Raw genomic sequence first — 20,717 nt, 5'->3', positions numbered from 1 at the left:
CGGCGCTCAGCGCGTCGGGCGGTCCGCGACGCGGTCGAGCAGGAGCACCGCGATGTCGGCGACCTCCGGCACCCCCGGCCGCGCGACGGGTGCGCCGGGCGCTGCCGTGCCGCGCGGGCCGCCCGCCGCCGGCGCCGGCGCCGGCTCGCCCGCCTCCGCGGCCCGTGCCGCGGCGGCGACGCCGTCGCTGAGCATCACGGTGCAGAACGGGCAGGCGGTCGCGATCGCGTCGGCACCGGTCGCGACCGCCTCGGCCGCGCGGACGGTGCCGATGCGCTCGCCGATGCTCTCCTCCATCCACATCCGCGCACCGCCGGCGCCGCAGCAGAACGACGTCTCGCGGTTGCGCGGCATCTCGGCCAGCTCCACGCCCGGGATCGCGGCGACGAGGTCGCGCGGGGGCGTGTAGACCTCGTTGTGCCGGCCCAGGTAGCAGGGGTCGTGGTAGGTCACGGTCCGGCCCGTGCCGTCGTCGCCGGTGCCGGGGGCGAAGCGCAGGCGTCCCTCGGCGACGAGCCGGTCGAGCAGCTGCGTGTGGTGCACGACCTCGAACCGCCCGCCCATCGCCGGGTACTCGCGCGAGATCGTGTTGAAGCAGTGCGCGCACGTCACGACGACCCGCTGCGCACCGGCCTCGGTGAGGGTCTCGACGTTCTGCGTCGCGAGCGTCTGGTAGAGCAGCTCGTTGCCGGCACGGCGGGCGGGGTCGCCGCTGCAGGTCTCGCCGTCGCCGAGGACGGCGAACGAGACGCCCGCGACGTGCAGCAGCTCGGCGACCGCCCGCGTCGTGCGCTTCGCCCGGTCCTCGAAGGCCCCGGCGCAGCCGACCCAGAACAGGTAGTCGACGTCGGCGGCCGACTCCACGTCGGCGCCGACGACCGGCACGTCGAACGGCAGCCCCTTCGCCCAGTCGAGCCGCTGCCGCGCCGGCAGGCCCCACGGGTTCCCGCGGCGCTCCATCTTCGTGAACGTGCCGCCGAGCTCGGCGGGGAACGCCGACTCCATGAGCACCTGGTAGCGCCGGACGTCCACGAGCGTGTCGACGTGCTCGATGTCGACCGGGCACTGCTGGACGCACGCGCCGCACGTCGTGCAGGACCACAGCACGTCCGGGTCGATCACGCCGGCGCCCACGAGGTCCAGGCCCAGGTGCGGGTCGGCCGCGGCCTCGGCGGACGCCCCCGCGGCCCGCGCCGCCGTCACGTAGGGCGCGGTGGCGGCGGCGTGGTCGCGCAGCGCCGTCATGACGAGCTTGGGGTTGAGCGGCTTCCCGGTCGCCCAGGCCGGGCACTGCTCCTGGCAGCGGCCGCACTCGGTGCAGGTGGCGGTGTCGAGCAGCTGCTTCCACGTGAGGTCCTCGACGGCGCCGGCGCCGAGCCGCACGTCGTCCGGCAGGTCCTCGGCGGCCGTGAGGTCGAGCGCCTCCCCGTCCGGGCCGCGCAGCGGGGCCAGCGGGCCGAGCGCCGGGGCGCCGTCCGGCTCGCGGCGCGCGTACACGTTGACCACCGCGAGGAACCGGTGCCAGGCGATGCCGGCCGTCGGTGACAGGCCGACGAACACGAACCAGCCCATCGAGACGAGGATCTTCACGGTCGCGACGACGAGCACGGCGGCCTCGAGCGTCGCGGCCGACGCCCCGGTCCACGCCGCCCCGAACCACGCGGTCAGCGGGAAGTGCAGCGCCGACGCCCACGGCTCCCCGTCCTGCACCCCGAGCGCGTACTCGAGCCCCCGCAGGGCCAGCACGGCGAGCACGACGAGCCAGATGGTCGCCTCGACGACGTACGCCCAGCGCATGTTCGACCGGAAGAACCGGGAGCGCCGCTGCTGCGCGGTCACGGGCTGCGGCTCGCCACCCGCGTGGGGGACCGCGTCCGCACCCTCCTCGGCCCGTGCGCCCGTCGTCACGGGCACCGCGGGTCGCGGACGCGCCCGCAGGCGCACCGACGTCAGGTACGCGATGCCGACGAGCCCGAGCCACGCGAACGCCTCGACGGCCCACTCGAGCGGTGCCCAGTGCCCGAGCACCGGCAGCCCGTACCGCGGGTCGACGAGCTGCCCGTACCCCGTCAGCAGCGTCACGACCAGGACGGGGAACGACACCATGACCACCCAGTGCGCCGCGCGCACCGCGGGCCGCTGCTGGAAGCGCCCGTGCCCCACCACCTCGCGCAGCAGCGTGCGCAGCCGCACGCCCGCCGGTCCGGACCGCCCGGGCGCGGCGCGTCCGATCCGCACCGTCCGCACGATCACCACGACGCCGCGCGCGAACGCGGCCACGCCGACGACCGTCGCGACGGACGCCAGCACGACGCACACGACCTGCAGGGGGCTCACGGCGCTCACGCTAACGGCCGGCGCCGACGGGCAGGCCGGACGTTCGGCTCCGTCCACCTGCCCGGCACGCCCCCGCGCCTCCCGGTCGCGCCGGCTGCGACGTCCTGTGCCCGGCCCGCGTCCGGTACCTTTCGGCGCGGACGGTCCGGTGCCGGACCCGCGAGGGAGGACGTGCGTGCCCGCGACCACCGACGACGACGACGTGCTCGTCCTCCGGGCGCTCCACCCCGGTGCGAGCGACCCGGTCGCCGGGACGTTCGACCGGGTCACGGGCCTGCTGACGCCCACCCGGCGCACGTGGCGGATCCGCCCCGTGCTCGCGGACGACCGCGCCTACGTCACGTTCGTCGTCCACCGCCGCGGCGTCGACCTCGCGCTGGACCGGTTCAACGGCTGGCGTCGTGCGCGCGTGCCACTCGTCCGCGTGCACCGGCAGCACCAGGCGTCGCAGTCCGCCGAGGTCGTCCGCGAGCTGGCGGCCGACCTGCGGTGGCGCCGTGTCCGCGACCACGGCAGCGCCCTCGAGCTGCTCGCGGACCAGGCGCGCTGGCTGGAGGACGGCCGCGAGGTCCGGACGTCGCCGCTGACCGCCCTGCCCCGCGGCGGCGGGTTCGGCAACCTGCCGATCACCTGGCCCTGACGGCCGGGCGGGCCGCTCACGGCGACCGAGGAGCCGCCGCGGGTTGCCGTCGCGACCACGGCACGGAGCATGGACGGATGGAGACCTTCGTCATCCCCGTCACGTTCCCCGACCTCGACACCGCCAAGCGGGACGGCAGCACGTTCCTGGACCGGCTGCGGACCTCCGGCCTGGCGGCCGAGATGCCGGACGCCCCCGTCGACGACGGGGAGGCGGACGCCGGCCGCCCCGACCCCGGCCCGACCACCCTCGAGCTGCAGGTGCACGCGGAGAGCGGCGAGGAGGCGCGGCGGCAGGTCGAGACCGTCATGGACGGGCAGTTCCCGCCGGGGATGGTGCTCCTCGGCGAGCCGATCCGGCTCTGAACCGCGGGGGCGGTACGACCCGTCCACAGCCCCCACCAGCGCGAACGCGTCCACCCGGGCGGGTGAGCGCAGGACCGGCGGCACGACGAGCGCTTGATAGAGTGCTGGTGCTCCCTTGCCCATCACGACGGCGCTCCCGCGTCGCCGCGCATGGCCGCACCTTCGACCACCCGGCCGCCCGGCTCCCCCCGGGGCGGTCCCCGGACGCCCGTGCCCCTGGCGCGGTCCGGGTCGGGCCACATCGACACCTGCCGCCCACCGCCCCCGACCAGGACGGAGAGCCGGACGTTGCTGCTGCTGCTGACCGTGCACCTCGCAGCGGCCCTCGTCGCGCCCGCGCTCGTCGCGTGGCTCGGTCGCCGGGCGTTCTGGATCCTCGCCCTGGCCCCCGCCTCGGCGGCCGCGTGGGCGCTCGCGCAGACCGTGGCCGTGCGGGACGGGCGCGGCCCGGTCGAGGTGGTCGAGTGGATCCCGACGCTGGGTCTGGAGCTGTCGTTCCGGCTGGACACGCTGTCGTGGCTGATGACGGTCGTCGTGGGCGGCGTCGGTGCGCTGGTGCTCGTCTACTGCTCGGCCTACTTCACGCCGACCGCGTCCGGCCTGGGCCGCTTCGGCGGCGTCTTCACGGCCTTCGCGGGCTCGATGCTCGGCCTGGTCACGGCCGACGACATGCTCCTGCTGTTCGTGTTCTGGGAGCTGACGACGGTGACGTCGTACCTGCTCATCGGCCACTACGCGGACCGCAAGGCCAGCCGCCGCGCGGCGATGCAGGCCATCGTGGTGACCACCGCCGGTGGTCTGGCGATGCTCGTCGGCGTCGTCCTGCTCGCGCACGAGGCCGGGTCCTACTCGCTGTCCGCGCTGCTCGCGGACCCGCCGACGCAGGGGCCGCTCGTCGTCGCGGGCGTCGCGTGCCTGCTCGCCGGCGCGGTGACGAAGTCGGCGCTCGTCCCCTTCCACTTCTGGCTGCCCGCCGCGATGGCGGCGCCGACGCCCGTGAGCGCGTACCTGCACGCGGCGGCGATGGTGAAGGCGGGCGTGTACCTGGTCGCCCGCTTCGCCCCCGCGTACGCGGACCAGCCGGTGTGGCAGTGGTCGGTCGTCGTCCTCGGCGCGGGCACGCTGCTCGTGGGCGGCTACCGGGCGCTGCGCCAGCACGACCTCAAGCTCGTCCTCGCCTTCGGCACGGTCAGCCAGCTCGGCCTCATCGTCCTGCTCGTCGGCCAGGGGACCCAGGGGGCGGCGCTCGCCGGCCTCGCGATGCTCGGCGCGCACGCCATGTTCAAGGCGTCGCTGTTCCTCGTCGTGGGCATCGTCGACGCCGCCTGCGGCACACGTGACCTGCGGCGCCTGTCGGGCGTGGGCCGCGAGCTGCCGTGGACGGCCGCGGCCGGCGCGCTCGCGACCGCGTCGATGATCGGCCTGCCGCCGTTCGCGGGCTACGTCGCCAAGGAGGCGGGGCTCGAGGCGCTGCTGCACGCGGAGGGCGACCCGCTCGGGTGGGTCGTGCTCGTCGCGGTCGTCGTCGGCTCGGCGCTCACCGTCGCGTACGGGCTGCGCCTGTGGTGGGGCGCGTTCGCGACCAAGAAGGCGGTGCTGACGAAGGCGCAGACGGACGACGGCGAGGGTGGCACGACCACGACGTCGCTCGCCGAGGGCGGGCAGGAGTCCGCGGCCCCCGCCTCGATCACCCACCCGTCGCTGCTGCTCGTGTGGCCCGCGCTGGTGCTGGCCCTGCTCGGTGTGGCGGTCGCGCTGCTGCCGGGCCTCGGTGAGGACCTGCTGCTGCCGCACGCGTCGACGTACCCCACGGGTGAGCCCGGGCACCTGGTGCTGTGGGCGGGGATCACGCCGGCCTTCTGGCTCACGGTCGCGATCCTCGGCGTCGGCGCGCTGCTGTTCGTCGCCCGGGACCGGGTGGAGCGCTGGCAGGCACGCGCGCCGCGCGCGCTCGAGGCCGACCGCGTCTACCGCCGGTCCATGCGCCGCCTGGACGACCTCGCGGCCGACGTCACCGCGATCACCCAGCGCGGTTCGCTGCCCGTCTACCTCGGCATCATCCTGGTCGCGTGGTGCACGGCCGTCGGGACGGCCGTCGCGTCCGGCACGTCGTGGCCCGACGCCGTGCGGCCCTGGGACTACGCCGCCCAGGCCGTGTTCGGCGCGGTGGTCGTCGTGTCCGCGGTCCTCGCCGCGCGCGCCCGGCGCCGGCTCAAGGCGATCATCCTGCTGGGCATCGGCGGGTACGCGATCGCGGGGCTGTTCCTGCTGCACGGTGCCCCCGACCTCGCGCTCACCCAGGTGCTCGTCGAGACGATCTCGCTGGTCGTCTTCGTGCTCGTGCTGCGGCGCCTGCCCCCCTACTTCTCCGACCGCCCGCTCGCGCTGTCGCGGTACGTGCGGCTCGCGATCGGCGTCGCCGTGGGCGTCGTCGTCGCGGGGATCGCCCTCGTCGCGCCGTCCGCGCGCGTGCACGCGCCGGTGTCCGCCGACTTCGCCGAGGAGGCGTACGAGTTCGGCGGCGGCAAGAACATCGTCAACGTCACGCTCGTCGACATCCGGGCGTGGGACACCATGGGCGAGATCTCGGTGCTGCTGGTCGCCGCGACCGGCGTCGCCTCGCTCGTCTTCCTGTCCGCGCGGTCCGGCCGCATCTTCCGCGAGCGGGAGGCTCCGGCCGACCGGGCGGTGTGGGGCGGGGTGCCCGACCCGATGGCGGCGATCCGCCGTCCCGCGGGCTCCGTCGAGGTGCCGGCGGACGCCGAGCCGGGCCCCCCGGGCACCCGCCGGGCGGGCGTCGGCACGGGCGCGCGCGCCCGGGAGTGGCTGCGCGCCGGGCGCACGCTCGCACCCCAGCGCCGCTCCGTCATCTTCGAGGTCGTCGTGCGGCTCCTCTTCCACACGATGATCGTGTACTCGGTGTACCTGCTGTTCAGCGGCCACAACCAGCCCGGCGGGGGGTTCGCCGCGGGTCTGGTCACGGGCATCGCGCTCGCGGTCCGGTACCTGGCGGGCGGGCGCTACGAGCTCGGCGAGGCCGCACCGGTGCAGCCGGGCGTGCTGCTGGGCCTGGGGCTGTTCCTGTCGGCCGGCGTCGGCCTGGGGGCGCTCGTGTTCGGCGGCACGGTGCTGCAGTCGTGGATCCTCGAGTTCACGCTGCCGGTCTGGGGCGAGGTGAAGCTCGTGACCAGCCTGTTCTTCGACGTGGGTGTGTACCTCGTGGTCGTCGGGCTCGTGCTCGACGTGCTGCGCAGCCTCGGCGCCGAGATCGACCGCCGCGCCGAGTCCGGCGAGGACGAGGTCGCCGCCGACGCGGTCGGCGGCGACGACCTGGCGCGGCTGGCGGCCGGCGAGACGGTCCCGGCGCGCGCGGCGGGGCACGCCGTCGAGCGCGGGTCCGGCCAGGGGCCGGAGGTGGTCCCGTGATCGACATGAGCCCGAACCTGACGCTCGTCGTCGTGATCGGCGTCCTGTTCGCCGCCGGCACGTACCTCGTGCTCGAGCGCAGCCTGACGCGCGTGCTCGTCGGGGTCGCCCTGCTCAGCAACGGCGCCAACCTGCTCATCCTCGTGGCCGGCGGCGCCGCGGGCGGACCGCCGCTGATCGGCGTGACCGCGGAGGGGGAGATGTCCGACCCCCTGCCGCAGGCGCTCGTGCTGACCGCCATCGTCATCACGCTCGGCCTCACCGCGTTCCTGCTGGCCATGGCGTACCGCTCGTGGCAGCTGCACCGGCACGACGAGGTGCAGGACGACGTCGAGGACCGCCGCATCGCCCGGCTCGCGGCGCGCGACGAGCGCGCCTTCGAGGACACGGACACCGAGGGCGACGGCGAGACCCTCGCCGAGGAGGCGGCGATCGCACGCGACGAGACCGACCGCGGCGGGCCGGGGTCCGGTGCCGTCGACCACGGGCCGGCGCAGGACGACGAGGACAGCACGGCGGGGGTGACGCGATGACCACGGACTGGACGTGGCTCGTCCCGCTGCCGGTCGTGCTGCCGCTCTCGGCCGCCGGGCTGACGCTGGCGCTCGCGCGACGCCCGCGCCTGCAGCGGATCGTGACGGTCGTCGCGCTCTCGGCCGTGCTCGTGGTGTCGGCGGGGCTGCTCGTGCTGGCCGACGGCGGACCGGTGGTCGTCGACGTCGGCGGGTGGGCCGCGCCGGTCGGCATCGACCTCGTCGCGGACCGGCTCTCCGCGCTCATGCTGACCGTCTCGTCGGCGGTGACGCTGTGCGTCCTGCTGTACTCGCTCGCGCAGGGTCAGCAGGACGGGGAGAGCGGGGCACCCGTCTCGATCTACCACCCGACGTACCTCGTGCTGTCCGCGGGGGTCGCGAACGCGTTCCTCTCGGGCGACCTGTTCAACATCTACGTCGGCTTCGAGATCCTGCTCGCGGCGTCGTACGTGCTGATCTCGCTCAGCGGCACCGGCGAGCGCATCCGGGCCGGCACGGTCTACGTCGTCGTGTCGATCCTGTCGTCGATCCTCTTCCTGGTCGCCATCGGCGCCGTGTACGCCGCGACCGGGACGCTCAACCTCGCGCAGCTCGCGCTCCGGCTGCCGGAGGTCGACCCGGGCGTGCGGCTCGTGCTGCAGGTCGCCCTGCTGCTGGCGTTCGGCATCAAGGCCGCCGTCTTCCCGCTGTCGGCGTGGCTGCCGGACTCGTACCCGACGGCGCCCGCGCCGGTCACCGCGGTGTTCGCGGGCCTGCTCACCAAGGTCGGCGTGTACGCGATCATCCGCACGCAGAGCCTGCTGTTCCCCGAGGGGCGCGTCGACGACGTGCTCATGGTGCTCGCCCTCGCGACGATGCTCGTCGGCATCCTCGGCGCGGTCGCGCAGGACGACGTGAAGCGACTCCTGTCCTTCACGCTCGTCAGCCACATCGGGTACATGGTGTTCGGCATCGCGCTCGGCACCGAGACCGGCTGGACCGCGGCGATCTACTACGTGGTGCACCACATCACCGTCCAGACGGCGCTGTTCCTCGTGGTCGGGCTCGTCGAGCGGTACGGCGGGACGACGTCGCTGGACCGGCTCGGCGGGCTCGCGAAGCTCGCCCCCGTGCTGGCGGTCCTGTTCTTCGTGCCCGCGATGAACCTCGCCGGCATCCCGCCGCTCTCGGGCTTCCTCGGCAAGGTCGGCCTGCTGGAGGCGGGCGTCGCCGTGGGCACGCCGCTGGCGTACACGCTGGTCGTCGGGTCCGTGGTCACGTCGCTGCTCACCCTGTACGCACTCGTGAAGGCGTGGAACAAGGCGTTCTGGCAGACGCCGCCCGAGGAGCTGCCGCGCACCCGGGTGCCCGCGACGATGGCCGTCCCCGCCGGCGCGCTGGTCACCGTCGGCCTCGCGCTGACGGTCTTCGCCGGTCCGCTGTACTCGTACACCGAGCGCGCCGCCGAGACGCTCATCGAGCGCACGCCCTACGTCGAGGCGGTCCTGCCCGACGGCCGCCGTGGGCTGGGCGAGTCGGCCGACGTGGCCGAGACCGACGACGAGCCCGGCTCCGACGACGCGGTGGAGGTGGAGCCGTGAGCCTGCACCCCCGTCGCGGCTCGCTGCGCACGCAGTGGCCCACCGTCCTGTGGCTGACCGCCGTGTGGGTCCTGCTGTGGGGCGACGTGACCCTCGGGAACGTCGTCAACGGCGCGCTGCTGGGCGTCGTGGTGACGGTGGGCCTGCGCATGACGCCGATCGACCTGCGCGGGCGTGTGCGGCCGGGTGCGCTGGCGGTGCTGGTCGGGCGCTTCCTCGTCGACCTCGTGCGCGCGTCGTTCGAGGTCAGCTGGGTGGCGCTGCGGCCGCGGCACACCCCGCGGGGCGCGGTCGTGTGCGTGCAGCTGCGCAGCCACTCCGACCTGTACCTCACGCTGACCGCCGAGCTGGTGTCCCTCGTGCCGGGCTCGCTCGTCGTCGAGGCGCACCGGCTCACGGGCCGGCTGTACATCCACGTGCTCGACGTCGAGACGTCGGGCGGGGTCGAGGCGGCGCGGCGCTCGGTGCTGGAGCAGGAGGAGCGGCTGCTGCGCGCGCTCGCGTCGGACGAGGAGCTCGCCGAGGCCGGGTTGGCACCGGGTCGGGGGCGCAACCGGGCGGAGGTGGCGCGGTGACCGCGATGGACGTGGTGGTCGGCGTCAGCGCCGTGCTGCTCACCCTCGGTGCGACCTTCGCGGTCGTGCGCGCGGAGAAGGGCCCGTCGATGCTCGACCGCACGGTCGCGCTCGACATCGTCGTCACGGCGATGGTCGCCGCCGTCGCGCTGTACGCGGCCGCGCGCCGCCGGGCCGACGTCGTGCCGATCCTCGTCGTGCTGTCCCTCGTCGGGTTCGTCGGGTCGGTGACCATCGCGCGCTTCGCGTCCGTCGAGCCCGAGGGCGAGGGGCGCGTGCGCACGCGCGAGGAGGTCGCCGCCGAGGAGGCCGAGCGCCGCCGCCGCGAGCAGGAGGAGGAGGCGCGGCGCCGCCGCCGGCACGTGCCCGAGAGCACGCAGGACACGGTCGAGGACGAGCCGGACGCCGAGTCGCACGGCGGCGGGGCCGAGGGGGAGGTCCGATGACGGGGGCGACCCGGGGGAGGGGGCGCGCATGAGCGAGGAGCAGTGGACCCTCGTCGCGGACGTCGTGTCGGTCGTCTGCCTGCTGGGCGGCGCGTTCTTCGTGCTCGCGGCGGGCGCCGGCGCCCTGCGGTTCCCCGACCTGCTGTCGCGCATGCACGCGGGCACCAAGCCGCAGACGCTCGGGCTGATCCTCGTGCTGGTCGGGCTCGCGCTGCGGCTGCGCGAGGGCGGCGCGGTGTGGGCGCTCGTCCTCGTCGCGGTCTTCCAGATGCTCACCGCCCCGGTCGCCGCGCACATGGTCGGACGCGCCGGCTACCGCACCGGCAAGGTGCGGCACGACCTGCTGGTCGTCGACGAGCTCACGCGGGACCTGCGGGCCGCGGGCAACGACGCGACCGACGACCCGGAGTCCGGGGAGGCGACGGGACCGGACGCGCCCGAGCCGGACGGGGTCGTCGGCCCTCGCTGACCGGCCTCGACGCGGCCGCCGGGGCGCCGTGCGGTCAGCGCGCCTCGAGCAGGGCGATGAACTCGTCGGCCATCGCGAGGCGGCGCGCGAGGTCGGCGCGTCGCTCCCGGGCGGCGGCGAGGTGGCCCGCGAGCTGCGCGCGCACGCCCTCGTCCACGTCGCCTGCCGCGATCCGGTCGGTGACGGCGAGCAGGTCCGCCATCTCCTCGAGCGTGAAGCCGAGCGGCTTCATGCGGCGGATGAGCAGCAGGCGCTCGACGTCGGCGTCGGTGTAGAGGCGGAACCCGCCGTCGGTGCGGGCGGACGGGCGCAGCAGGCCGACCTCGTCGTAGTGGCGCAGGGTGCGCAGCGACAGTCCGGTGCGCTCGGCGACCGCGCCGATGTGCATGGTCGTCGGGGGCTCGTCCGTCATGGGCACCATCCTGCCGGTCGCCGCGGCCTCGCCCCGCGGACGCCCGACCCTACCCTCACGTGAGGGTAGAGTTGTTCTCGCCCCAGGGCGCCTCGCCCTGCCGTGCCCGACGCCGCGCGCGGTCCCGACACCCCTCGTCACCCCGGAAGGGGACAGCCGTGCCCGCCGACACGCCCCCCGACGCCACGTCCGCGTCCGCCGTCCCGCTGCCCGACCCCGCCGCCGCACCCGTGCCCGTGGACGGGCCCCCGGAGGCCGACCGGGCCTGGTCCGTCCGCGCGGCGCTGCGCTCGCCGGCGCGCCTGCGGACCGAGGTGCTCGCGGGCCTCGTCGTGGCCCTCGCGCTCATCCCCGAGGCGATCGCGTTCTCGATCATCGCGGGCGTCGACCCGCGCGTGGGTCTGTTCGCGTCGTTCACGATGGCGGTGACGATCGCGGTCGTCGGCGGGCGGCCGGCCATGATCTCCGCCGCGACCGGCGCGGTCGCCCTCGTCGTGGCGCCCGTCGTGCGCGAGCACGGCGTCGAGTACCTGCTCGCGACCGTGGTGCTGGCGGGCGTGCTGCAGGTCGTGCTCGGGCTGGCGGGCGTCGCCCGGCTGATGCGCTTCATCCCGCGCTCGGTGATGGTCGGCTTCGTCAACGCGCTCGCGATCCTCATCTTCACGTCGCAGCTCACGCACCTCGTCGACGTGCCGTGGGTCGTCTACGCGCTCGTCGCCGCCGGCATCGCGATCATGGTGCTGCTGCCGCGGTTCACGACCGTGGTCCCCGCGCCCCTCGTCGCGATCGTCCTGCTGACGGTCCTCGTCGTGGCCGCCGGGATCGTCGTGCCGACCGTCGGTGACGAGGGCGCGCTGCCGGAGAGCCTGCCCACGCTGCTCGTCCCGGACGTGCCGTTCACCCTCGAGACGCTGCAGATCGTGCTCCCGTACGCGCTCGCCATGGCCGTCGTGGGCCTGCTCGAGTCGCTCATGACCGCCAAGCTCGTCGACGAGGTCACGGACACCCACTCCGACAAGACGCGCGAGTCGTGGGGGCAGGGCGTCGCGAACGTCGTCACCGGCTTCTTCGGCGGCATGGGCGGCTGCGCGATGATCGGCCAGACGATGATCAACGTGAAGGTCTCCGGCGCCCGCACGCGGATCTCCACGTTCCTCGCCGGCGTGTTCCTGCTGGCGCTGTGCGTCGGGCTCGGCGACGTCGTCGCGATCATGCCGATGGCGGCTCTCGTGGCCGTGATGGTCATGGTCGCGGTCGGCACGTTCGACTGGCACTCGCTGCGCACGCTGCGCCGCATGCCGCTGTCCGAGACGGCCGTGATGGTCTCGACCGTCGCGGTCACCGTGGCGACCCACAACCTCGCCTACGGCGTGGGCGTCGGCGTGCTGGTGGCGACGGTCCTGTTCGCGCGGCGCGTCGCGCACCTGACGAGCGTGACGCGGCTCGACGCGTCCGACGACGACGGGACGCGCGTCTACGCCGTCGAGGGCGCGCTGTTCTTCGCGTCGTCGAACGACCTCGTGCACCGCTTCGACTACGCGGGCGACCCGGCGCGCGTCGTCATCGACCTGTCCCGTGCGCACGTGTGGGACGCGTCCACGGTCGCGGCGCTCGACGCGATCCGCACCCGCTACGCCGCCCGCGGCACCCAGGTGGAGTTCGTCGGCGTCAACGCGGACAGCAGGGCCCGCCTGGACCGCCTCGCCGGCACCCTGGGCGCCGGCCACTGAGGCGCCGCGGGCCGCGCGTCAGCGGGCGATGAGCTTGGCCGCGCCGCGCGTGGCGAGCACGCGCGAGAGGGCCACCACGGCGCCCGTGATCACCGCGGCCAGCGCCACCTCCGAGAACTTGATGTCCTCGTCCGTCGAGTCCGCGGCCGGCGGCTTGTGCCCCTTCGTCTTCTCCCACGCGGTGTCGACGACCTTGTTCGCGACCCACACGGCGCCGAGCGTCACGCCCATCCCGACGATCTTCGCCACCATCGACTTGTCGTTGTCCGCCACGCGTCCTCCCAGGTCGTGCGTCATGTCCGCTACCAGGGACGACGCTATCGGCGCACGCCGTGCTCCGCAGTCCGGTGCGGGCGCCGACGGCCCCGGACGGGCGTCCGGACCACCCGCGCGACAGGACTAGGATCGGCCGTGAACGACAGGGGAGCGTCGAGCGCCGCACGGGCGCCCGGGCGCTGAGAGTGCGGACCACCGCAGACCCTCGAACCTGATCCGGGTGATACCGGCGTAGGGAGTCGGGCAGCTCTTTCCCCGCCGGTCGTCGTGCCCGCGGGTGCGTCGTCGGCGGGGACCCCTCCGCACGACGACGGAGGACACGATGACCCCCCGCACGACCCGGCGCGCGCTCGCGCTCACGAGCCTGACCGGCGCCGCCGCGCTCGCCCTGACCGCCTGCTCGGCCGTCGGCTCCGGCGGCGGCGCGAGCGACGACGCGACCGGCACCGCCGACGCCGGCACCGTCACGCTCGTGACGCACGAGTCCTTCGCGCTGTCCGAGGGGCTGCTCGAGCAGTTCGAGGAGGAGTCCGGGCTGACCGTCGAGGTCGTGCAGCAGGCGGACGCCGGCGCCCTGGCGAACCAGCTCGTGCTGACCAAGGACGCGCCCCTCGGCGACGTCGTCTACGGCCTCGACAACGCGTTCGCGACGCGTGCGCTCGACGAGGGCGTCGTCGTCCCGGCCGACGTCACGGCCCCGGCGGCGCAGGACGCGGCGCAGTACGCGGTCGAGGGCGACGACGAGGGCGCGCTGACCGCGATCGACTACTCCGACGTCTGCGTCAACGTCGACACCGCCTGGTTCGCCGAGCACGGCGTGCCCGAGCCGACGACGCTCGAGAGCCTGCTCGACCCGGCCTACCGCGACCTGCTCGTCGTGCCCGACCCCGTCACCTCGTCGCCGGGACTGGCGTTCGTCCTCGCCACGATCGGCGCGTTCGGCGAGGACGGCTGGGTCGACTACTGGGCGGGCCTGCGCGACAACGGCCTGAAGGTCGCCGACGGCTGGAGCGAGGCGTACTACACGGACTTCACCGCGGGCGGCGGCGACGGGCCGCGGCCGATCGTGCTGTCGTACGCGTCCTCCCCGCCGGCCACCGTCCCCGAGGGCGGCACCGAGCCGACGACCCGCGCGCTGCTGGACACGTGCTTCCGCCAGGTCGAGTACGCGGGCGTGCTCGCGGGCGCCGACAACCCCGAGGGTGGGGCGCAGCTGATCGACTTCCTGCTCTCCGACGCCGTCCAGGCCGACCTGCCCGGGTCGATGTACGTCTACCCGGTCAGCACCGCCGTCGAGCTGCCGGAGGAGTGGGCCCGCTGGGCGCCGCTCGCGGAGCAGCCGTTCGAGGTCGCCCCGGCGGACGTCGACGCGCACCGCGAGGAGTGGCTGACGACCTGGTCCGACACGGTCGTCGGCTGACCGACCCGGGGACGACATGACGACGACGCTCGAGCGGGCACGCCCCGCCGCACCGGCTTCCGGGCCGCGCGGCGGCGGCGTGCCGCCCGGGCGCGTCCTGTTCTGGGGCGGCGCGGTCGTCGTGCCGCTGGTGTTCCTCGGGGTGTTCTTCGCCTGGCCGGTCGCGGCGATCGTCGGCCGCGGGTTCGTCACCGACGGCGGGCTCGACCTGGGCGGGTTCGCGGACGTGCTGGGGCGGCCGCGCACGTGGCGGATCGTCGGGCAGACGCTCACGCAGGCGACGCTCGGCACGCTCGGGTCGGTGCTGCTCGGGGTCCCCGCCGCGTACCTGCTGCACCGGTGCACGTTCCCCGGGCGCGGTGCGGTGCGGGCGTTCGTCACCGTGCCGTTCGTGCTGCCGACCGTCGTGGTCGGCGTCGCGTTCCGCTCGCTGCTGGTCGAGAACGGCCTGCTGGGCGGGCTCGGCCTCGACGGCACGATGACGGCGATCGTGCTGGCGCTCGTCTTCTTCAACACCGCCGTCGTCGTCCGCACGGTCGGCGGCCTGTGGGAGCGGCTGGACCCGCGCGCCGAGCAGGCCGCGCGCTCGCTGGGCGCCTCGCCGTGGCGCGCGTTCCGCACGGTGACGCTGCCGGCCCTGGCCCCGGCGATCGCGTCGGCCGCGTCCCTCACCTTCCTCTTCTGCGCGACGGCGTTCGGCACGGTCCTCGTGCTCGGCGGCCGGCAGTTCGGGACCGTCGAGACCGAGATCTGGGTGCAGACGACGCAGTTCCTCGACCTGCGCGCCGCCGCGGTGCTGTCGGTCGTGCAGCTCGTCGTCGTGGTCGCCGCGCTCGCGCTCGCCGGTCGCGCCCGCGCCCGCACCGAGCGGGCGCTGCACCTGACCGAGCCCGTCGACGCCGCGCACCCCGTGCGCCTGCGCGACCCGTTCGACCTGGTCGCCGTCGTCGTCACCGCCGTCACCGTCGCCGGCCTGATCGCGCTGCCGCTCGTGAACCTCGTGGTCCGCTCGCTGCGCACGCCGGACGGGTGGGGGCTGGGCAACTACGCCCGGCTGGCCGAGCCGGCCGACGTGCTGCGCGTGACGCCGTGGGAGGCGGCGGTGACGTCGCTGCGGGTCGCGCTCGACGCCACCGTGCTCGCGCTCGTCGTCGGCGGGCTGGTCGCGCTCGTGGTGTCGCGCCGCCCGCGCGCGGCCGCCGGGCGGCGGGCCGTCGCGGGCCTCGACGCGCTGTTCATGCTGCCGCTCGGGGTGTCGGCGGTGACCGTGGGGTTCGGGTTCCTGGTCTCGATGGACCGGCCGTTCGGGCTGCCGCTCGACCTGCGGACGTCGGGCGTGCTGGTGCCGGTCGCGCAGGCGGTCGTCGCGGTGCCGCTCGTGGTGCGCACGGTGCTGCCCGTGCTGCGCGCGGTCGACCCGCGCCTGCGGGAGGCGGCGGCGACGCTCGGCGCGTCCCCGGCCCGCGTGCTGCGGACCGTCGACCTGGCCGTCGCGCTGCGCTCCCTCGGCCTCGCGCTGGGGTTCGCGTTCGCGGCCTCGCTCGGGGAGTTCGGGGCGACGTCGTTCCTGGCCCGGCCGGAGAACCCGACGCTGCCGGTCGTGATCTTCCGGCTGCTCGGGCGGCCCGGGGTGGAGAACTACGGCACGGCGCTGGCGGCGTCCGTGCTGCTCGCGGCGCTGACCGCGGGGATCGTGGCGGTGTGCGAGCGGCTGCGCTCGCCCGGTGCGGGGAGCAGCTGGTGAGCGACGGGCTGGGTGTGCGGGACGTGGTGGTGCGGTACCCCGGTGCGGCGCGGGCGGCCGTCGACGGGGTGTCGCTCGACGTGCCCGTGGGCGAGGTCGTCGCGCTGCTGGGCCCCTCCGGGTGCGGCAAGTCGTCCCTGCTGCGGGCCGTCGCCGGCCTCGAGCCGCTCGCCGGTGGCGACGTCGCCTGGGACGGCGTCGGCGTCAGCGGCGTGCCCGTGCACCGGCGCGGGTTCGGCCTGCTGTTCCAGGACGGGCAGCTGTTCGGGCACCTCGACGTCGCGGGCAACGTCGCGTACGGCCTCGCGAGCCGGCCCCGGGCGGAGCGCTCGGCGCGCGTCGCCGAGCTGCTCGACCTCGTCGGGCTGCCCGGCACGCAGCGCCGCGACGTCGCGACGCTCTCGGGCGGTGAGCGTCAGCGGGTCGCCCTCGCCCGGGCCCTCGCCCCGCGCCCGCGCCTGCTGCTGCTCGACGAGCCGCTGTCCGCGCTCGACCGGTCCCTGCGCGAGCGGCTCGCGCTCGACCTGCGCGACGTCCTCGTCACCACCGGCACCACCGCGCTGTTCGTCACGCACGACCACGACGAGGCGTTCGCGGTCGCCGACCGCGTCGCCGTCATGGACGCCGGACGCCTGCTGCAGGTCGCCGCGCCCGCGGCGCTGTGGTCGCGGCCGGCGTCGCGGCGGGTCGCGGAGTTCCTCGGGTACGAGGCGTTCGTCGACGTGCCCGCCGACGTCGACGCCGCACCCGCGGCGGTGCGGGCCCTCGTCACGGCGACGGCCGCTGCGAGGGCCACGGCGACGGCCACGGCGACGGCGACGGCGACGGCGACGGCGCCCGCCACGGGGACGGCCACCGCCGCGTCCACCGGGTCGGGGGCCGCACGCCCGAGCGCCGGCACGACGCTCGCCCTCGCCGCCGGCGCGTTCGTCGTCGCGGAGGACCCGGCTGGGGCACCGCTGACGGCCCCGTGCCTCCTCCTGCGCTCGCGGCGCGGGCGGACCGAGGTCGTCGCGGACGTGCCGGGGGTGGGACGCGTCACCGCGCTGGCGCCCGCCGGGTGGTCCTGCACGCCGGGCGACGACGTCCCGCTGCGCGTCGACGCCGCCGCCGTCGCGCCGTTGCCCGGCGCGTGGGTCGCCCCGGAGCCGGCCGCAGAGGGCTGAGGCGCGCGTGCCGCGCGGCCGAGGAGGTGTCGCGGCGGAGGAGGGTCCCGGCGGAGGGCGTGCCGCGCGGCCGAGGAGGTGGTCCTCTGCGCGTGTGCGCACACGGTGCGTACGCCCGTGCGCGACACCTTCCCTCGCCGCCCCGACGCGCCCGAGGTCCCGCACGCGGGCCCTTCCCCGCGCCCCTCCTGCCGCCCTCGCCGTGCCGCCCGGGCGTGGGTAACGTCGTCAGCAGCACACCGGTCCGTGGCCCGCGACGGAAGTGAGCAGCGATGACGCTGGAAACCCGGGAGATCGTGTCGGTGGACGTCGCCGCCCCCGTGGCGGACGTGTGGGCGCACCTGCGCGACCCGCGCCTCGTCCGGCGCTGGTTCGGCTGGGACCACCCGGACCTCGACGCCGAGATCCGCCAGATCTTCGTCGACGGCCCGCGCGAGCACCACGCGCACGCGGACGGGCGCACCACGCGCGCCCTGACGTGGCCCCACCACGACGTCCTCACGGTCACCGCGCGGGACGACGAGCCGCGGCGCACGCACGTGACGATCACCCGCCGCAGCCACGACGGACTCGCCCCTTCGACGGTGTCTACGACGAGATCGACGAGGGCTGGATCGCGTTCGTGCAGCAGCTGCGGTTCGCGCTCGAGCACCACCCGGGGGAGGACCGCGTGACGCTCGCGGTGCTGGGGCTCGACGCGGGGGACCGGCGCGACCCGCTGCTGTACCGGGCGGGTCTGCACGGGGTCCGGGGACTGCCCGTCGGTGCGCACGTCGACGTGACGCGGCCCGACGGGTCACGCGTCGGCGGGACGCTCGTGCACCGCACCGCGCACCAGGTGGGCATCCACCTGCACGGCATCGCCGAGTCGCTGCTGGTGCTCATGCTCGAGCCGGCGGGGCACCACCCGCCGCACGGCCGCATCTCGGCGGTCCTGTCGACGTACGGCCTCGACGAGGCGACGCTCGCCGAGGCGCGGCGGCGCTGGGCCGGCTGGTGGGGTGCCGTCGCGGCGACGGCGTCCTGACCGGTCAGCCGCGGCGCGCGCCGCAGCCGAACACGATCGCGTACCCGTCGGGGTCCCGCACGGTGACGTTGCGGAAGGTCGTGCCGTCGCTGTGCGTGGCCTCGACGGGCCCCGCGCCCAGGTCGGCACCCCGCTCGCGCAGCTCGGCGACGAGCGCCCCGAAGTCGTCGAACTCGACGAAGACGTAGGAGTCCCAGCCCTCCTGCGGACCACGCCAGTCCGTGGGGTAGGTGTCGCGCGGTGCGGCGACCGCGTTCGGGCGCACGTGCGCGGGGTCGGCCGCCTGCTGGAGCACGAGCTGGAAGGCGTCGCGCAGCGCGTGCCCCCACGCGTCGACCTCGCAGCCGAGCACGTCGCGGTACCAGGCCCGCGAGGCGTCGAGGTCCGTCACGAGCCGCACCTGGCGGCTCCCCGTCAGGGGCACGGTCGTCGTCATGGTGTCCTTCCGGCGGAGCGAGCGGGGGGTGCCTGCACGCCGCACCGTAGCGGGCCCCGCCGACAGGACGACCGGTCCTCCACCCCCGGGCGTGATCGGCGGGCGGGCGGGCGGTGCCGTCCGCCCCGCACAGACTGGACGGGGGCGAGCCGGAGGAGGAGCCGTGCGTCGAGCGGGTGTGGTGGTCGTGCTGGCGGGAGGGCTGCTGCTCACCGGCTGCGCCGGGGGAGAGCCGGACGCCGTCCCGTCGACCGTGTCCACGGAGCCGAGCGAGGACCAGGTGCGCGCCGACGCCTTCGAGGAGCGCCTCGACGGTCTCGAGGGCCGGCTCCAGGACGCCGACGAGGGCGTGCGCGAGCAGGCCGGTGCCGCGCTGGACGAGGCCCGCGGTGCCGTGGACGAGGCCGTCTCGCTGCGTGACCGGGGCACGGAGGAGGGACGGACGGCCGCGGCGGAACGTCTCGAGGCGGCGGTCGACGAGCTGGAGGCGACCGCGGAGGGGGCGCCGGACGGGTACGCCGAGGAGCTCGACCGGCTCACCGGCGAGCTGCGCACCCTCGCCGAGAGCCTGCGCGCCCCCGAGGACGACGACCGCTGACCCACCGTCGCGCTCGCCGCGCGGCGGGGCCGGTCCCGGGTGACGCTGGGCGGGTCAGACGAGCCCCGAGCCCCAGGAGGGACCCATGCCCACGTTCCGCGTGTCCGGCACCGCCCTGCCCACCGCCGAGGCCGGCGACGTCGCGTCGATCGACGACGCCGTCGCGGGCGAGGACGCCGTGCAGGTCGAGGAGGCGGTCCGTCAGGACGACGGCAGCGTGCAGTTCACGCTGCACGTCGACGCGGCGGACGCCGCGGCCGCCGCCGAGGTCGGCTGGCGGGTCGCGGACCGGATGAGCCCGGGCTCGACGGTCACCGTGCTCGCCTGAACCGCCGTCAGAGCTCGACCTGCCACTCCCCGACGCAGCCCTCGGGCCGGAACCCGAGCGCCACGTTGATGGCGAGCATCCAGCTGTTCTCCTCGGCGTTCCACGTGCTGATGCGGCGCACCGTCGGCCGCACGCGGGCGAGCAGGTCGAGCTGCGCGACCTTGACGAGCATCCCGAGGCGCCGTCCGCGGTGCTCCTTCAGCACCAGCGTGTCGCCCTGCCACACGAACTCGTCGCTGTGCCCGGGCACCTGGAACGACGAGAACGCGACCAGCGTGCCCGTGGGCACGTGCTCGACGGCCGACGTGAGCAGGTGCTCACCGCGCCCGAGGACCTGCTCCTCGGTCGTGCGGACGCGGGCCGCGTCCCACACGTCCTCCTCGAGGTCGAGGCCCCCGAGCGGGACGTCGGTGCTCATGCGGGTGTTGAGCAGGGCGAACTGGTCGACCCAGGCGTCCGGGCAGGCGTCCTCCCACTGCACGACGCGGTAGTCGTCACCGGCGCGCTCGTGCGACTCCCGCCGGTAGCGGTCCAGCAGGTCGGGCGCGACCGGCAGGTGCAGGCGCGAGTGGCGCACGACCTGCTCGAGCCGCCACCCGTGCCGCTGCGCGAACCGCACGGACGGCGCGTCGGCCGGGACCCGCCCCGAGCCGGTGGGCGCCGACAGGGCGCCGGGACCCTCGGCAGGCTCGACGGCGTGGTCCGTCTCGACCATGAGCTTGGCGCGTCCGTCGCCGCGTGCGAGGTCCAGCGCCGCGGCGTGCAGCGCCGTGCCGATGCCGCGGCCGCGGTGCGAGGGCAGGACGCCGACGTCGGCGTACCCGGTGTGCGTGTTCTCCTGCAGGGGCAGGTCGAGCCGCGCGTACCCGACGACGCGGTCGGGGTCGCCGTCGGCACCGTCGACGAGCGCGACGACGCGGCGGCGGCGCGTGTACCGCTGGTGCCGCAGGTCGGAGAACGTCTCCTGCTCCGTGGAGGCGAAGTCGTCGTGGTCCCAGTCGGCGCGGATCACCGCGTTGCGGGCCCGCACCATGCCGACGACCAGCCAGGCGTCGGGGTCCTCCGGCGTGACGACGAGCGGCAGCTCGTGCAGCGTCCAGGTGGCGGTCGTGCTCTCCATGGGTGCCACTGTCCTCGCGGCGCCGCCGCGCCGTCGACGCCTTTACCGGGCGGGAGCCGAACCTCACCCGCCCCGGCCACCCGCCCTTC

The 20,717-nt window shown here is 75.5% G+C and carries 21 protein-coding genes and 1 riboswitch; of the genes, 16 read left to right on the top strand and 5 right to left on the bottom strand.

All coding sequences use genetic code 11. The features are described 5' to 3' along the window. Positions 1 to 6: 6 nt before the first annotated feature. A complete protein-coding gene (locus tag GC089_RS16975; RefSeq protein WP_155378624.1) occupies positions 7 to 2,337 on the bottom strand; it encodes a (Fe-S)-binding protein in 2,331 nt (776 codons plus the stop codon). A 175-nt stretch (positions 2,338 to 2,512) separates the two neighbouring features. Between GC089_RS16975 and GC089_RS16970 the strand changes: the two genes are divergently transcribed. From GC089_RS16970 to mnhG, 8 genes are all read left to right on the top strand, one after another. Further along, positions 2,513 to 2,977 carry a hypothetical protein gene (locus tag GC089_RS16970; protein WP_155378623.1) on the top strand — a complete coding sequence of 155 codons (465 nt, stop codon included), beginning with the start codon at positions 2,513 to 2,515 and terminating at the stop codon, positions 2,975 to 2,977. Positions 2,978 to 3,054: 77 nt separating this feature from the next. After that, positions 3,055 to 3,342: a hypothetical protein gene (locus tag GC089_RS16965; protein WP_155378622.1), complete on the top strand. Its 288-nt coding sequence runs from the start codon at positions 3,055 to 3,057 to the stop codon at positions 3,340 to 3,342. 288 nt (positions 3,343 to 3,630) lie between these two features. Next, positions 3,631 to 6,768: a Na+/H+ antiporter subunit A gene (locus tag GC089_RS16960; RefSeq protein WP_155378621.1), complete on the top strand. Its 3,138-nt coding sequence runs from the start codon at positions 3,631 to 3,633 to the stop codon at positions 6,766 to 6,768. Between the two features lie 5 nt (positions 6,769 to 6,773). Next, positions 6,774 to 7,301: a Na(+)/H(+) antiporter subunit C gene (locus GC089_RS16955; protein ID WP_155379309.1), complete on the top strand. Its 528-nt coding sequence runs from the start codon at positions 6,774 to 6,776 to the stop codon at positions 7,299 to 7,301. After that, positions 7,298 to 8,881 carry a Na+/H+ antiporter subunit D gene (locus GC089_RS16950; RefSeq protein ID WP_155378620.1) on the top strand — a complete coding sequence of 528 codons (1,584 nt, stop codon included), beginning with the start codon at positions 7,298 to 7,300 and terminating at the stop codon, positions 8,879 to 8,881. The genes GC089_RS16955 and GC089_RS16950 overlap by 4 nt, the downstream gene beginning before the upstream one ends. Then, the gene (locus tag GC089_RS16945; protein WP_155378619.1) at positions 8,878 to 9,456 is read left to right on the top strand and encodes a Na+/H+ antiporter subunit E; all 579 of its coding nucleotides are present in this window, start codon (positions 8,878 to 8,880) and stop codon (positions 9,454 to 9,456) included. Before GC089_RS16950 ends, GC089_RS16945 begins: the two co-directional genes overlap by 4 nt. 5 nt (positions 9,457 to 9,461) lie before the next feature. After that, entirely contained in the window at positions 9,462 to 9,902 is a 441-nt protein-coding gene (locus tag GC089_RS16940) for a monovalent cation/H+ antiporter complex subunit F (RefSeq protein ID WP_155379308.1), read from the top strand. Positions 9,903 to 9,930: 28 nt separating this feature from the next. Continuing rightward, positions 9,931 to 10,371, top strand: coding sequence for a monovalent cation/H(+) antiporter subunit G (gene mnhG / locus GC089_RS16935; RefSeq protein ID WP_155378618.1), 441 nt, complete (start codon positions 9,931 to 9,933; stop codon positions 10,369 to 10,371). A gap of 34 nt (positions 10,372 to 10,405) precedes the next feature. Here mnhG and GC089_RS16930 read toward each other — a convergent pair whose 3' ends face one another. Continuing rightward, positions 10,406 to 10,783: a MerR family transcriptional regulator gene (locus tag GC089_RS16930; protein WP_155378617.1), complete on the bottom strand. Its 378-nt coding sequence runs from the start codon at positions 10,781 to 10,783 to the stop codon at positions 10,406 to 10,408. 158 nt (positions 10,784 to 10,941) lie between these two features. Between GC089_RS16930 and GC089_RS16925 the strand changes: the two genes are divergently transcribed. Beyond that, entirely contained in the window at positions 10,942 to 12,513 is a 1,572-nt protein-coding gene (locus GC089_RS16925) for a SulP family inorganic anion transporter (protein WP_370514031.1), read from the top strand. Between the two features lie 18 nt (positions 12,514 to 12,531). On the opposite strand, the gene GC089_RS16920 is transcribed toward GC089_RS16925, so the two are convergent. Continuing rightward, positions 12,532 to 12,810 carry a DUF4235 domain-containing protein gene (locus GC089_RS16920; protein ID WP_155378616.1) on the bottom strand — a complete coding sequence of 93 codons (279 nt, stop codon included), beginning with the start codon at positions 12,808 to 12,810 and terminating at the stop codon, positions 12,532 to 12,534. A gap of 113 nt (positions 12,811 to 12,923) precedes the next feature. Next, a riboswitch (TPP riboswitch) is annotated at positions 12,924 to 13,044 on the top strand. A gap of 67 nt (positions 13,045 to 13,111) precedes the next feature. Here GC089_RS16920 and GC089_RS16915 point away from each other — a divergent pair. From GC089_RS16915 to GC089_RS19460, 5 genes are all read left to right on the top strand, one after another. After that, on the top strand, positions 13,112 to 14,209 hold the full coding sequence (locus GC089_RS16915; RefSeq protein WP_155378615.1) for a thiamine ABC transporter substrate binding subunit: 1,098 nt from the start codon (positions 13,112 to 13,114) through the stop codon (positions 14,207 to 14,209). Between the two features lie 16 nt (positions 14,210 to 14,225). After that, positions 14,226 to 15,953: an iron ABC transporter permease gene (locus GC089_RS16910; protein WP_155378614.1), complete on the top strand. Its 1,728-nt coding sequence runs from the start codon at positions 14,226 to 14,228 to the stop codon at positions 15,951 to 15,953. Further along, entirely contained in the window at positions 15,950 to 17,119 is a 1,170-nt protein-coding gene (locus tag GC089_RS16905; RefSeq protein ID WP_155378613.1) for an ABC transporter ATP-binding protein, read from the top strand. The genes GC089_RS16910 and GC089_RS16905 overlap by 4 nt, the downstream gene beginning before the upstream one ends. 272 nt (positions 17,120 to 17,391) lie before the next feature. Beyond that, a complete protein-coding gene (locus GC089_RS19465; RefSeq protein ID WP_230684917.1) occupies positions 17,392 to 17,793 on the top strand; it encodes an SRPBCC family protein in 402 nt (133 codons plus the stop codon). Then, positions 17,742 to 18,146 (top strand): hypothetical protein, encoded by a 405-nt coding sequence (locus GC089_RS19460; protein ID WP_230684916.1) that lies wholly within the window; start codon positions 17,742 to 17,744, stop codon positions 18,144 to 18,146. The genes GC089_RS19465 and GC089_RS19460 overlap by 52 nt, the downstream gene beginning before the upstream one ends. A 4-nt stretch (positions 18,147 to 18,150) precedes the next feature. On the opposite strand, the gene GC089_RS16895 is transcribed toward GC089_RS19460, so the two are convergent. Next, positions 18,151 to 18,582, bottom strand: coding sequence for a VOC family protein (locus GC089_RS16895; RefSeq protein WP_155378612.1), 432 nt, complete (start codon positions 18,580 to 18,582; stop codon positions 18,151 to 18,153). 163 nt (positions 18,583 to 18,745) lie between these two features. Between GC089_RS16895 and GC089_RS16890 the strand changes: the two genes are divergently transcribed. Continuing rightward, positions 18,746 to 19,180 (top strand): hypothetical protein, encoded by a 435-nt coding sequence (locus GC089_RS16890; protein WP_155378611.1) that lies wholly within the window; start codon positions 18,746 to 18,748, stop codon positions 19,178 to 19,180. 85 nt (positions 19,181 to 19,265) lie between these two features. Further along, entirely contained in the window at positions 19,266 to 19,508 is a 243-nt protein-coding gene (locus GC089_RS16885; protein WP_155378610.1) for a hypothetical protein, read from the top strand. Between the two features lie 7 nt (positions 19,509 to 19,515). Here GC089_RS16885 and GC089_RS16880 read toward each other — a convergent pair whose 3' ends face one another. Beyond that, complete coding sequence (locus GC089_RS16880) at positions 19,516 to 20,628, bottom strand: GNAT family N-acetyltransferase (protein WP_155378609.1); 1,113 nt, start codon at positions 20,626 to 20,628, stop codon at positions 19,516 to 19,518. Positions 20,629 to 20,717: the final 89 nt, after the last annotated feature.

It is taken from the genome of Cellulomonas sp. JZ18 (assembly GCF_009720485.1).
GTDB lineage: Bacteria > Actinomycetota > Actinomycetes > Actinomycetales > Cellulomonadaceae > Cellulomonas.
Note: the sequence above shows the minus strand (reverse complement) of the source record. Positions and strands in the feature narration are given on the sequence as shown.